At 72.9% G+C, this 13387-nt stretch carries 9 protein-coding genes; all 9 read right to left on the bottom strand.

Annotation, left to right across the window (positions count from 1 at the left end):
* Nucleotides 1–121 precede the first annotated feature (121 nt).
* Entirely contained in the window at nt 122–1297 is a 1176-nt protein-coding gene (locus ACWD3H_RS22345; protein ID WP_451956326.1) for an acyl-CoA dehydrogenase family protein, read from the bottom strand.
* 58 nt (nt 1298–1355) lie between these two features.
* A complete protein-coding gene (locus ACWD3H_RS22340) occupies nt 1356–2165 on the bottom strand; it encodes an SDR family NAD(P)-dependent oxidoreductase (protein WP_451956325.1) in 810 nt (269 codons plus the stop codon).
* A 282-nt stretch (nt 2166–2447) separates the two neighbouring features.
* Entirely contained in the window at nt 2448–3197 is a 750-nt protein-coding gene (locus ACWD3H_RS22335; protein ID WP_451956324.1) for an enoyl-CoA hydratase-related protein, read from the bottom strand.
* Nucleotides 3194–4966 (bottom strand): acyclic terpene utilization AtuA family protein, encoded by a 1773-nt coding sequence (locus ACWD3H_RS22330; protein ID WP_451956323.1) that lies wholly within the window; start codon nt 4964–4966, stop codon nt 3194–3196. Before ACWD3H_RS22330 ends, ACWD3H_RS22335 begins: the two co-directional genes overlap by 4 nt.
* A complete protein-coding gene (locus tag ACWD3H_RS22325) occupies nt 4963–7011 on the bottom strand; it encodes an acetyl/propionyl/methylcrotonyl-CoA carboxylase subunit alpha (RefSeq protein ID WP_451956322.1) in 2049 nt (682 codons plus the stop codon). Before ACWD3H_RS22325 ends, ACWD3H_RS22330 begins: the two co-directional genes overlap by 4 nt.
* The gene (locus ACWD3H_RS22320) at nt 7008–8642 is read right to left on the bottom strand and encodes an acyl-CoA carboxylase subunit beta (protein WP_451956321.1); all 1635 of its coding nucleotides are present in this window, start codon (nt 8640–8642) and stop codon (nt 7008–7010) included. The genes ACWD3H_RS22325 and ACWD3H_RS22320 overlap by 4 nt, the downstream gene beginning before the upstream one ends.
* A 19-nt stretch (nt 8643–8661) precedes the next feature.
* Entirely contained in the window at nt 8662–9471 is an 810-nt protein-coding gene (locus ACWD3H_RS22315; protein ID WP_451956320.1) for a TIGR03084 family metal-binding protein, read from the bottom strand.
* 104 nt (nt 9472–9575) lie between these two features.
* A complete protein-coding gene (locus ACWD3H_RS22310; protein WP_451956319.1) occupies nt 9576–10940 on the bottom strand; it encodes an MFS transporter in 1365 nt (454 codons plus the stop codon).
* Nucleotides 10941–11238: 298 nt separating this feature from the next.
* A complete protein-coding gene (locus tag ACWD3H_RS22305) occupies nt 11239–13356 on the bottom strand; it encodes an alpha-L-fucosidase (protein ID WP_451956318.1) in 2118 nt (705 codons plus the stop codon).
* Between the last annotated feature and the right edge of the window lie 31 nt (nt 13357–13387).

Here is a 13387-nt window from a genome sequence, read left to right as displayed (position 1 = left end):
TGTACCGTCCTCCGCGCTGTCGTCCGTGCCGTTTGCTGGGCCGTTTTCCGGGTCGGCTCGTGTCTCGCCGCGCCGGTGGCGGCCGGGACCTCGCCGGCCGGGGTGTCCGCCCGGACGGCGCTCACCGGCGGGCCGCCGCGACCGCCGCGCGGGCCTCGTTCCAGGTGAGACCGGCCTCGACGTCGATCTCGCGAGGCAGTCCCAGCACGGCCTCGGCGATGATGTTGCGCTGGATCTGCGCGGTGCCCCCGCCGACGGTGAGCGCCGGGGCGAAGAGGAACCCGTGGTCCCAGATCTGGTGCTCGCCGTCGAAGGGGGTGTGGTCGAGCAGCATCCCGGCGCTGCCCGCGAGTTCCTTGGCGACCGCCATCACCTCCTGGCCGTGCTCGTCGGAGAGCGCCTTGCGGATGGAGGCCTCCGGGCCCGGCGGCCTGCCCTGCACCGCCGCGGCGACGGTGCGCAGCCGGATGAGCCGCAGGATCTCCCCGACGATGTAGACCTGGGCCACCCGCTGCCGCAGGATCGGGTCGGCCACACCACCTCGCTCGCGCAGCCGCTCGACGAGGTCGTGCGCGGTCGGGCCCGACCCCCACAGCGCGCCCTCGCCGGACAGCGAGACCCGCTCGTTGCCCAGGGTGACCTTCGCCAGCCGCCACCCGTCGTTCTCCGCGCCGACCAGGTTGGCGGCGGGGATGCGGACGTCGTCGAAGAAGACCTCGTTGAGGTAGAAGGTCCCGGTCATGTCGTAGACGGGCCGGACGGTGATGCCGGGGGTGTCCATGGGGCAGATCAGGTACGAGATCCCCCGGTGCTTGCGGGCGTCCGGGTCGGTCCTGACGATGAGGATCCCGAAGTGGGCGCGGTGCGCGTCGGAGGTCCAGAGCTTCTGGCCGTTCACCACGTAGTGGTCGCCGTCGCGCACCGCCCGGGTCGACAGGTTGGCCAGGTCGCTGCCGTGGCCGGGCTCGCTGAAGAGCTGGCACCAGATCTCCCGGCCCGCCAGCATCGGGCGCAGGTAGCGGTCCTTCTGCTCCTGGGTGCCGCCCACCAGGATCGTCGGGCCGGCCCAGCCGATCCCGATGGGGTTCACCGGCAGCGACACTCCGGCGGCGCGGAGCTCCTCGTCGATGCCGAGCTGGTCGAGCGGGCCGGCGTCCAGCCCGTAGGGGGCGGGCCAGTGCGGCGCCACGTATCCGGCGCCGGCCAGGGTGTCGTGGTCCGGGTCGGGATTGTCGCCCAGCCATCGCCTGATTTTCCGGCGCGAGGGGTGGTCGGGGGGAGGGGTGAGAAAGTCCAACGTTGTCCGCCTTAACTGTGTCCGGTTGACTGTGGCCGCCGCCGCGGCCCGGTGAGCCTCAGGGGGCTCCGCCGTCGACCCGGAGCAGGGATCCGGTGCAGAAGCTGGACGCCGCCGAGGCGAAGTACAGGGCGGCGCCGACGATCTCCTCGGGGCGCCCGGCCCGTTTCAGGGCCAGGGGCTCGGCCATGACGGCATTGAAGGTCTCGGGGTCCCAACCGGCGAAGACATCGGTCGCGAACGGCCCGGCGAGGATGGCGTTGACCCGTACCTTCGGCGCCAGCACCCGGGCGAAGCCCTCGGTGAGCGCGTTGAGCCCGGCCTTGGCGGCGGCGTAGGGCACCAGGATGGGGCTGGGGCGGACCGAGGCCAGCGAGGAGATGTTGATGATCGAGCCGCCGTCCGCCGCGGCCATCGCCGTGCCGATCCTGGCCATCAGCCGGAAGGGGCCCTTCAGGTTCAGCGCGAGGACCTTGTCGTAAAGCTCCTCGGTGACCGCGTCGAGGCTCGGGAACGTCGGCGAGCTGCCCGCGTTGTTGACCAGCACGTCGACCCGCCCGAAACGTTCGTACACCACGTCGGCGAGCTCGTCGCACCGCGACCAGTCGTTCACGTTGCAGCTCACCGGGAACGCCTCGCCGCCGTGGGCGGCCGTCACCTCCTTCGCGAGGGCCTGGCAGGCCTCCAGCTTGCGACTCGCGATGACCACGTGCGCGCCGCGGGCCGCGAAGGCCCGCACCATCGCCCGTCCCAGGCCCCGGCTGCCGCCGGTGACGAGTACCACCTTGCCGGTCAGGTCGAAGAGCGGATCGGCCCCGGTGGGGCCGGAGGCCGCGTCCGTGCCGGTGTGTGCGGTGACCTTGTCCATCGATCACCCTTCTGGTTAATTAGCGATTCGCTAAAACATTAGACATGGTGGCGCCGAGGTGTCAACGGGCGTCGTGCCCGCCCGCGCCCCCCCCGGCCGCGCCGGGGCCGGGGGGCGGAAAAAGAATGGTCAGCCGGTCAAGGCGTGCCACAGCGAAGCGAAGAGCCGGGTGAGGGGGCGAGCGCCTTGTGGTCCAGGTAACCGAGAGGTCGCCTGCCCCGGGCCCGCTGCCCGGCCGGCACCCCGTACGGTGCCGTGGCCGAGTCCGTCACGGCGGGACTGTCAGGGGACCCAGTGCGCCGGACGCCGCTCACGGAACGCGGAGATGCCCTCGGCGGCCTCGGGCGAGCCGAAAAGCCGCTGGGACAGCTCCGCCGTGTACGCGAAGGCGGCGTCCCTGTCCATCGCCGGGACCCGCGCGAGCAACTCCTTCGAGGCGGCCAGCGCGGCCGGCCCGCCCGCGACCAGCTCGCCCAGTACCTCCTCGACGGCCTCGCCGAGCTCCTCGGCCCGGACGGCACGGGTGATGAGGCCGATCTCGGCCGCGCGGGCGGCCGGGAACTTCCGGCCGGTGAGGAACAGCTCCGCGGCGTCCGCGCGCCGCAGCTTCGGCAGGCAGACGACCGAGATCATCGCCGGGGCGACGCCGAGGCGGACCTCGGTGAACCCGAAGCGGACGTGCTCGGCGGCGATCGACAGGTCACAGGCGGCGGCCAGGCCGACCCCGCCGCCCACGCAGTGCCCGCCGATCCTCGCGACCACCGGTTTGGGGGAGTCCAGGATCATGGCCAGCAGCTCCGGGAAGGTGTGACGGGCGACGACGCCGCCCGCCGGCCGCAGGTCGGCTCCCGCGCAGAAGGTGCCGCCCTCGCCGGTCAGCGCGATCGCCCGCACCGCCCCGTCCGCCACCGCCGCCGACAGGCCGTCACCCAGCCCGTCGACCAGTGACGGGCTCAGCGCGTTGCGGTTCTCCGGCTCGTCCATCGTGAGGGTGGCGACCCCGGCCGCCACCTCGTACCGCACGCCACTCATGACTCCGTCCTTCCCGCGATGGTGGCGGGCACCTCGACCACCTTCGCGCGCAGATACTCGCCCAGGCTCTTGGCCTGCGGATCCATCCTGGTGGAGGAGGCGACCCCCTCGCCGAGCAGGCCGGTGATCACGAAGTTCACCGCGCGCAGCAGCGGGAACGCGTGGCGCCGCACGTCGAGCCCTCCGGTCTCCGGCAGCAGCTCGCGCAGCCGGTCGACGGTGAGGTACGCCTCCAGCCAGGCCCACTCCTCGTCGGTGCGCACCCAGACGCCGAGGTTGGCGTTGCCCCCCTTGTCCCCGGAACGGGCACCGGCGATCCGCCCGAGGGGCAGGCGGACCACGGCTCCCGAGCCGTCCACCTCCGCCCCCGCCGGGGCCGGGGAGTCCGGCGCCGTCTCCTCGGCCGCCGGTCCGGGGGGCAGGGTCGGTGGCACCAGGTGGCGTTCCTCGCCGATCACGACCTCGTGGGTGAGCAGCTCGCTCGGTACCGCGGCCGGCCAGTAGACACCGTAGGCCTGGGTGACGGCCGGGGCGCCGAAGAAGCCCGGATAGCTGGCCAGGCCCAGCTCGGTGACCGCCGAGGTGAGCGGGCGGCCGAACCTGGTCTGGTCGGGATCCTTCAGCGTGACGCGGAGCTGGGCGAAGGCCGTCTCGTTGCGCCCGGGGTCGGTGTGCTCGGAGCGGATCAGGTCCACCTCGCTCTCGGCGAAGGACTCCCGGCCGCCCGGCAGCGCGGCCCACAGGGAGCGCAGCAGCAGGTCGGCCTTGTCGTCGATGTCGAGCCCGGTGAGGAAGAACGAGAGCACCGCCTTGTGCCCGCCGTACAGGTTGACGCAGACCTTGGAGGTGGGGGGTGGCGGCTCGCCCCGCACGCCCTGGATCGCGACGCGATCGGGCCCGATCCGGGAGAGCCTGACCGTGTCGAACCTGGCGGTGACGTCCGGGTTGGGGTAGCGAGGTCCGGCGATCTCGTAGAGCAGCTGCGCGGTGACCGTGCCGGTCGAGACGAGCCCGCCGTGGGACTCGTGCTTCGTGATCACTGACGAGCCGTCCGCGGCGACCTCGGCGATCGGGAAACCCGGGTGCTCCAGCCCCGGTACCTCCTGGAAGAACGCGTAGTTGCCGCCCGTCGCCTGCGTGCCGCACTCGATCACGTGCCCCGCGACCACCGCCCCCGCCAGGGCGTCCCAGTCGTCGTGCGCCCAGCCATGGTGCCAGGCGGCCGGGCCGACGACGAGGGCCGCGTCGGTCGTGCGGCCGGTCACGACGATGTCGGCGCCCCGGCGCAGCGCCTCCGCGATCCCCCACCCGCCCAGGTAGGCGTTGGCGGTCAGCACGGTGCGTTCGCCGAGCGGCGCCCCGGTGTCGAGGTTGCGCAGCTCGTGACCCGCGGCGCGCAACTCGCCGAGGCGGGGGAGCAGGTCGTCGCCCTCGACGTGGGCGACCACCGGCGCCAGTCCGAGCCGGTCGGCCACCTCGCGCACGGCCTGCGCGCAGCCGGCCGGATTCAGGCCCCCGGCGTTGGCCACCACCTTGATGCCGCGCTCCAGGCAGTTGCCCATGACCTGTTCCAGCTGCTTGACGAACGTGCGGGCGTAGCCGCCCCGAGGGTCGCGCTGCCGGTCCTTGGCGAGGATGAGCATGGTCAGCTCGGCGAGCCAGTCTCCGGTGAGTACGTCGACGGGCCCGCCCTCCACCATCTCCCTGGCCGCGGCCAGCCGGTCTCCGTAGAAGCCGCTGCAGTTGGCGATGCGCAGGGCGGACGTCACGACGGCTCCTCCTTGATGACGACGAGCACGTCCCCGCCGGACACCTGGTCTCCCGGGGCGGCCCGCAGTTCGGTGACGGTCCCCGGGTAGGGCGCGAGGATGCGGTGTTCCATCTTCATGGCCTCCACGATCATGAGAAGGGCGCCCTCGGCGACCTGGTCACCCTCGGCGACCGGGGTGGCGACGACCGTGCCCGGCAGCGGGGCGGCCAGGCCGCCCGCGACGCCGTCGGGTTCCGGTTCGGGGAAGCGCGGCAGCTCGTCGAGGACGATGTCGCCTCCGGGGCCGTGCACCCACCAGCGGGCCTGGTGGGCACGGACGACCGCCTTGCGGCGCCGGCCGTCGAGTTCCACCTCGATCTCCATCCCGGTGCCCGGCCCGGTACGGGGGGACGGCGGGGAGAGCACGCGGGCGACCAGGCGGCGCTCACCGAGGGAGATCTCGAAGTCGCCGTCGCGCCGGTGCCGGTAGCCCACCTCCACCAGGTCGTCGCCGTGCCGGAGGCTCACCCGCTCCTCGGGCAGCACGCTGTTGCGCCACCCGCTGGGAAAGCCGGCGGTCACCGGGGCGGCGGCGCGTCGCAGGAACTGCCCGGTCAGTGCCGCGATCACCGCGGCGGCCTCCAGGTCGGCCCGTGACGGGCGCCTGCCGCGGCGCACGTCCGTGGTCGCGATGAAGTCGGTGTCGGTGTCGCCGGCCAGGAAGCGCGGGTGGCGCAGCAGTTCGACGAGGAAGTCGCGGTTGGTCGTGGTGCCCTGGATCGCGGTGCGCTCCAGGGCCAGCGCCAGCCGCAGGGCGGCCTCGGAGCGGGTGGGGGCGTGGGCGACGACCTTGGCCAGCATCGGGTCGAACTCGACGCCGACGACGCTGCCCGACTCGATGCCGCTGTCGTAGCGGGCCACGGGGGTCGCGGCCGGCTCCCAGGTCAGCACCGTACCGGTGACCGGCAGGAAGTCGTTCTCCGGATCCTCCGCGTACAGGCGGGCCTCGATCGCGTGGCCCGTGATCGACAGGTCCTGCTGGGTGAGGGCGAGGGGAGCGCCCTGGGCGATGAGGAGCTGTTCCCGCACCAGGTCCAGCCCGGTGACCGCCTCGGTGACCGGGTGCTCGACCTGCAGCCGGGTGTTGACCTCCAGGAAGAAGAAGGACCCGTCCGAGGCGAGCAGGAACTCGACCGTGCCGGCGTTCTCGTAGCCGATCGCCCTGGCGGCGGTGAGCGCGGCCGCTCCCATCCGCTCCCGTAGCGCGGGGTCGACGGCGGGGGAGGGGGCCTCCTCGATCACCTTCTGGTGGCGACGCTGGAGCGAGCACTCCCGCTCGAACAGGTGCACCAGGTTGCCGTGGCGGTCGCCGAGGATCTGCACCTCGACGTGCCGGGCTCCGGTGAGGTAGCGCTCCAGGAAGACGGTGCCGTCGCCGAAGGCGGCGAGCGCCTCGCGCCGCGCTCCCGCGACCGCCTCGGCCAGGTCCTCGGCCCGCTCGACCACCCGCATGCCCTTGCCGCCGCCGCCCGCCGCCGCCTTGACCAGCACGGGGAAGCCGATCCGCGCGGAGGCGAGCCGGGTGGCGACATCGGGGCCCGCATCGGGGTCCTCGGCCATGCCGTCGGCGGGGCCGATGCCGGTGTCCGCGCCGAGTTCGACCGAGCCCAGTGTCGGCACCCCCGCCCGTTCCATCAGCGCCTTGGCCGCGAGCTTGTCGCCCATCGCGGCGATCGCCTCGGGGGAGGGGCCCACCCAGGTCATTCCCGCCTCCCGCACGGCGCGGGCGAAGGCGGCGTTCTCCGACAGGAAGCCGTAGCCGGGGTGCACGGCGTCGGCCCCCGTCGCGCGCGCCGCCGCGAGGACCTTCCCGGTGTCGAGGTAGGACTCGGCGGCGGTCCGCCCGTGAAGCGGAACGGCCTCGTCGGCCTCGCGGGTGAACGGCGCGCACGCGTCGCCGTCGGAGTAGACCGCGACCGTGCGGATGCCCATGGCCGTCGCGGTGCGGATGATCCGGCGGGCGATCTCGCCCCGGTTGGCGACGAGCAGTGTGGTGATGGTCATGGCCGGAACACCCCGAAACGCTCGGTGCCCCGCACGGGGGCGCTGTGACAGGCGGACAGGGCGAGCCCGACCACGGTCCGGGTGTCGCGCGGGTCGATGACACCGTCGTCCACCCCGCGGCCGGTGGCGTACAGGCCGTGCGACATGCGCTCGGCGACGTCGGCCACCCCGTCGGTGATGGCCTTCTCCACCGCCTCGTCGACGGGGACGCCCCGGCGCGCGGCCTGCGCCCGCCGGATGATCGACATTACGCCGGCGATCTGCGCGGGCCCCATGACGGCGAGTTTGGCCGTGGGCCACAGGAACAGGAAACGGGTGTCGAAGGCCCGGCCGCCCATGCCGTAGTTGCCCGCGCCGTAGCTCGCGCCGAGCACGACCGTGATGTGCGGGACCGACGAGTTGGACAGCGCGTTGATCATCTGGCTGCCGTGCTTGACGATTCCGGCGCGTTCGTAGTCGCGCCCCACCATGTAGCCGGTGATGTTCTGCAGGAACAGCAGCGGCGTGTCCGACTGGTTGCACAGCTGGATGAACTGGGCCGCCTTCTGCGACGACTCGGGGAAGAGCGGGCCGTTGTTGCCGAGTACCCCCACCGGGAAGCCGTGGACCGACGCCCACCCGCACACCAGGGTCGGCCCGTAGCGTGGCTTGAACTCCTCGAACCGGCTGCCGTCGACGACGCGGGCTATCACCTCCCGCACGTCGACGGGGGTGCGCAGGTCGAACGACATCAGCCCGAGCAGGTCCTCGGGGTCGTGCGCCGGTGGGTCGGCGGGGAGGACGGGGCCGGGGCCGCCCTTGGTCCAGTTCAGGTGCCGCACCACGTCGCGGGCCGTGCGCAGCGCGTCGTGCTCGTCCTCGGCCAGATAGTCGGCGAGACCGCTGACGGTGGCGTGCATCTCCGCCCCGCCCAGTTCCTCGTCGTCGGCGTCCTCGCCGGTGGCCATCTTGACCAGCGGCGGTCCGCCGAGGAAGACCTTGGCGCGGTTCCGCACGAAGATCGTGTAGTCGGAGAGCCCCGGCTGGTAGGCGCCGCCCGCCGTCGAGCTGCCGAACACCACCGCGACGGTCGGGACGCGCAGCCCGGACAGCTCGGTGGTCTCGTAGAACAGCCGTCCGGAACCGGCCCAGTGGCCGAGGTTCCCGCGCAGCATCCGCTCCACGTCGCCGTCGCCCCCGCCGCCGCGCAGGTCGCCGCCGGCGGACTCGATGAGCTGGATGTAGGGCAGGCGGTTCTGCCGCGCGATCCGCAGGGCTCGGTCGATCTTGGGGGTGCTGACCGCGGTCATGGCGCCGCCGAGCACGGTGGGATCGTTGCCGAAGACCACGCATTCGGTGCCTTCGATGACCCCGATCCCGACGATGGCGCCGCCGCCGACCGTGTAGTCGGTCATGTTGCCGACGAGGGCGCCGATCTCCAGGAAGGGCGAGTCGCGGTCGATGAGCAGCGACACCCGCTCGCGCAGCGGGAGCTTGTGCTGCGCGCGGAGCCGGTCGGCCGCTTTCCGGCCGCCGCCCTCCGCGGCCTGGGAGAGCAGGCCGCCGATGTGCGCGAGCGCGTCGAGCATGTCGTCGCGGTTGGCCTTGAAGGTGTCGGACCGCGTGTCGACGGTGGAAACGAGGGTGGGCATGTGACTCCCTCCGGGAACCCTAGGAGACGGTCTGGGAAAGAGGGCGCAGGCCGGGGGAGCGTCCGCTCCCCGGCGGGCCCGCGAAGGACTGGGCGATCGACAGCCACCGGCGGGCCACCGGCCCCTCGATCCGGAGCCCGGTGTCGCCGATGTGGCGGCGATGGGTGACGACCAGGGCGAGATCGAGCGCGAGGCCCCCGACCCGGTCGGCCGCGTCAGGCTCGCCCCAGGTCCACAGGGATCCGTCCGGTGCCTCGACCTCGATCCGGATCGGGTCGCCCGGATCGTCGATCCCGTGGACGAAGAAGGAGTAGCGCCTGGCCCCGACGCCGATGTGGCACACGTGGCGCAGCCGGTGGCTCACCACCGGCGGCAGCCCCAGGGCGTCGGCGACGTCCAGGCCGTGCGCCCAGGTCTCCATGAGGCGGGCGGTGGTGAAGCTGGCGGGGCTCATGTCCGGCCCGTACCAGGGGATCCGCCCGGAGGGGGCCGTCTCCGCGAGCGCGGACAGGAGCCCGGCACGCGCCTGCCGCCAGCGCTCCAGCAGCTCGGCGGGCTCGAGGGACCGCCCGGCCCGGACGTCGTGGTCCGGGCCGAGCCGGCCGGCCACGAGTTCGGTGGCGTGCCGCCTGAAGGGCTCGGGGTCGGCCGCGGCCAGGCGGGCGGTCTCGTCGTAGAAGTACAGGTGGCTGATCGTGTCGGCGATGTCCCAGCCCTGGGCCGGTGTCGGCGTGCGCCACGCGGCCGGGTCGAGGGCCGAGACCATGGTGTCGAGGGCTTGGTGCTCGTCGGCCAGATCGCCGATGAGATGGGAGGGGGCGGGTTTCACCCGGAACCGTCCTTTCCAGTGCGTCGCGCCAAGTTTAGCGAAACGCTAATTAGTTTGGCAGGGGGCTGTCAACGGCACCGGCCGATGCGGGCCGGTGCCGTAGGTCAGCGGTTCAGTAGTGACTCCGCGCCGGCCAGCGACTCGGCGCGCACCCGCGCCACGTCGGCGTCGATCGTCCGCGTTCCTCGCCAGAAGACCAGCATGCCCAGCAGCATGCAGGCCGTGATGGACATGAACCCGACGGTGAAGCCGTACTTCTCGGTGACGACGCCGACGATGCTCACCAGGACGAAGCCCGGCAGGAAGTAGATCGCCGAGACCGAGAAGCCGGTGGAGCGCATCCGGGGCGGCACCACGAGCGACAGCACGATTCCCGTGCCGACGGCGAGCGGCGCCGAGAACAGCGCGTTGAGGACGAGAGCCAGCATCGAGGACGGGAGGTTGGGGGCGAGGGGGACCGCGGCCAGGCAGAGGGCCGCGACTGTGGTGCCGATCGCCATCAGGCGGTACAGGCCCGCGCTGGTGGCGGCGATCCCCCGGTCGGCGATCCTGCTGAAGACCAGGAATCCGATGATGCTGGAGATGCTGGTCAGCGTGACGAGCACGCCCAGATCGAGGACCTTCAGCTGGTAGCGCTGGTCGTAGAACTGGCTGAGCAGCAGTCCTTGCCCGAGGACGGCCACGGCGAGCAGGGGCAGGGCGGCCAGGAGTCGCCGGATGGTGGGGATCCGGTGCAGCTCCCGCCACGCCTCGGCGATCGTCGGCGCGAGTTCCTCCTGCTGGGCCGCGGTCTCGTCCCCGCCGGCCGCCCGGCGCTCGTGGGCGCCGCGCACGGGCTCGCGCAGTTTGAGGGCGGCGATCACCACGAAGACCACCGTGGGGATCGCGAACAGCGCGAACGGCACCCGCCAGCCGAACGCCTGGGCGAGCGCACCCGCCAGCAGCGGGGCGATCAGCGTCCCTATCGCGCTGGCCGATCCGTGAAGGGAGAAGACCCGCCCGCGTGTCTCGGGCGTGTAGTAGTCGGACAGCAGGGACTTGTGGATGGGTTCGCCGACGGCCTTGCCGAGGGAGGACCCCACGCGGCCGGCGGCGAACAGCAGCAGTGTGGTGGCCATCCCGGTGAGGAAGGTAGACATGGCCAGCAGCGTGTAGCTGATCACCACCATCCGCACCCGGGGGATCCGGTCGGCGAAGTAGCCGCCGACGATCGCGAACACGGTGGCCACCGTCCCGCCGAGGCTGATCACGGCGGTGACGGTCGAGATGCTCAGCCCGAAGTCGTCGCGCATCATCGGCAGCAGCACACCGGTCGCGGCGCGGTCCAGCTCGTCGACGGCGTTGAGGGCGAACAGGATGCCCAGCGGCCACCAGCTCTGCCCGCCGAGGTCGCGGAACCGCGCGAGGGTGCCGGAGGGCGCGGTGCGGGGGGTGTCCACGCTGTCCGGCCGGGAACGCTCGCCGTTCACCGGAGATCGGTGGGGGTCGCGGGTGCGCTCGGGCGGGTCGCCGATCGTACGGCCGTGTCTCTCGTCGCGTTCACCGATTCTCCCTCGGAGCCGTGCGAATCTGTTTATCGATTCGCTAAGAGTCCGAAATGAAAGGGTTTGCGTCAAGTGTTTACCCGCTGGAAACTTTCAGCCTCGACGAATGCGCGGAGCGTGACGGACCGGATTACGGCCGTGCCCGGTTTCGGGCACGCGAACGGCCCCGGGGGCCACCGATGATCGGCGGCCCGTCCGGGGCTGCCCGCCTCCGCCGGGGCGGCTACCGGCGCAGCACGAGCATGCCGTGACCGTCGGGGACGGTGACCCGGGCGCGGACGCGGCCGTCCCGGTACTCCCATTCCGGCTCCACGTCGTGCGGCCGCAGCATGACCGACGACGGAGGGCCGTCGACACGCACCTCGACCTCCACGTCCACCAGCGGGAACGGGTCGAGGACCAGATCCAGGCCCTTGGCCTGCGCGGGGATCGCGGCGGCGGCCTCGGCCCCGTGGGCGATGAGCAGGCCGAGCACCAGCATCACCTTGTCGACGGTGATCGGGCTCGCCACGTCGCCCTCGCGACCGGCCAGGAAGCTGAGCAGGTGCACCACCCGTGCCTCGTCGCCGTCCACGACCAGCGCCTCCAGATGCGCCGGGCCGGTGGTGCGCACCAGTGGGTCGGGCAGCGCCCGTGCCACGGCCTCGCGGAGCACGTCCAGATGCGCCTCCGCCGCGTACCGGCCGAACGCGGTGAAGAGCGGACCGGCGACGGTGACCGCCCGCCCGCGGGCGACCACCGCCGCGTACGGCGGGCCGTCCCCGCCCCCTGACCGGGACCCGGATCGGGGGTCGGCGGGGGTGTAGTCGTGCCCGCTGAAGGCGTCCCAGGAACGCTCGAAGTACGGCTCCACCAGGTCGTGCAGGACCTCGACGCCCGGCCTCGCGGTCATCCGGCGGCTGGACTCGTACAGGGCGTGCGCGAAGCCGTCACGCTCGCCGTGCCGGCGCAGGAAGGTCCCGGCCGGATCGGAGCCGGGGACGACGTCCACGCCAAGCTCCGGTGGGGGCTCGTCGCCCATGGCCGCCCCGGCGATCAGCAGTCCGCCGCCGCCGTCCAGGTGCGCGCGCAGCCGCGCCGCCAGCGCCTCGTCCATCCGGTTGGTCTCCGGGACCACCACCAGCGAGTATCCGTCCAGGTCGGCGGAGGGGGCCAGCACGTCGAACTGGACCCGTAGCCGCTGCATGGCGCGCACCACCCCCGCCCCGGCCGGGCCGGGGGTGTCGCCCAGCGCGGGGTCCATGAGCACCGCGGCCTCGGCCACCGGCCGCGCGCCGTTCAGGTGCGGCTCGCACGCCGCCAGGTGGGCATAGACGTCGCCGATCAGCCGGTAGGTCTCCGGAGCGAGCCGTCCGCTCGGGTGCAGCAGGTCGCCCACCCCGCTCGCCAGGCCGTAGGCGAGCATCCGGCAGCACTCGTACTTCAGCGCGGCCGCCGGTTTGAGCCCGCCGTTGTCGCCCCAGCTCCGGTGGAAGCGGCCGGTGAGCCCCTGGGCGGGCAGCCCCAGTGGCCGGACGTACCGGGCGACGTACGGCAGGTAACCGTAACTCCAGCCGCCGGTCGGCAGCGCCTCGATGTCCACGTGCGAGACGAACTCCCGCTCCTCGGCGAGCGCCGTCTTGGGACGGCTGTTGAACCAGACGCTCATCGCCGCGTCGTCGGCGAGACGGGGCACGACCATGTCGCGGAAACGCCGCATGTAGCCGTGCGACACCCGGCGGGCCCAGCGCGCGCGGGCGCCCTCGTCGGCGGGGTCCAGACCGGCCCGGCGCATGCCGTCCACGGCCCACCGCGAGGCGCTCGGCTGGTCCCAGCACATGTCGACGAACACGCCGTCCAGCGGCGCGAACCGGTCCAGGACCTCGGCGAGCTGCTCGGCGAAGTAGTCCTGGTAGGGGCTGCTCAGGTCGAGCACCTGCCAGCCGGGCTCGAACCTGCCGGAGGACCACCCGACCTGCCGCCCGGAGGGTTCCAGCGCCAGCCACTCGGGGTGGGCGTTCGCGGCGTACTCGTCCACGCCGAGGCTCAGGTAGATCGGCGTCCTGACGCCCACCCGGCGGAGCGCGGCGACCTGCTCGCCGAGCAGGTCCAGGTTCCCGGCCAGGCCGGGGTGGCGTTCCGGCCGGTCGGTGTCGTAGTAGAGGTGGCCGTGGTGGCACTTGGCGAAGAGGGTGACGCTGTCGACACCGGCGTCCGCGAACGTCCGCGCGAAGGCGCCCGGATCGAAGGCCGCGCCGACGTCCGGCACCCGGGGGCCGGTGTGGAAGTCCAGGTGCACCGACCGGCGGGGCAGGGCGTGGCGCCCGGCGCGGTCGGGCCCGTCGTGGGGGGAACGGTTCATCGCGTGGTACGGGGCGGAGCCCTCCGCGCTC

Source organism: Streptosporangium sp. NPDC002607, assembly GCF_053592655.1.
This window is presented reverse-complemented; position numbering and strand designations above follow the sequence as displayed.

What these genes read in the sequence shown, in the direction of transcription:
- ACWD3H_RS22320 (WP_451956321.1), bottom strand. Translation starts at nt 8,642, where the DNA reads ATGCCCACCCTCGTTTCCACCGTCGACACGCGGTCCGACACCTTCAAG.
- ACWD3H_RS22335 (WP_451956324.1), bottom strand. Translation starts at nt 3,197, where the DNA reads ATGAGTGGCGTGCGGTACGAGGTGGCGGCCGGGGTCGCCACCCTCACG.
- ACWD3H_RS22340 (WP_451956325.1), bottom strand. Translation starts at nt 2,165, where the DNA reads ATGGACAAGGTCACCGCACACACCGGCACGGACGCGGCCTCCGGCCCC.
- ACWD3H_RS22325 (WP_451956322.1), bottom strand. Translation starts at nt 7,011, where the DNA reads ATGACCATCACCACACTGCTCGTCGCCAACCGGGGCGAGATCGCCCGC.
- ACWD3H_RS22305 (WP_451956318.1), bottom strand. Translation starts at nt 13,356, where the DNA reads ATGAACCGTTCCCCCCACGACGGGCCCGACCGCGCCGGGCGCCACGCC.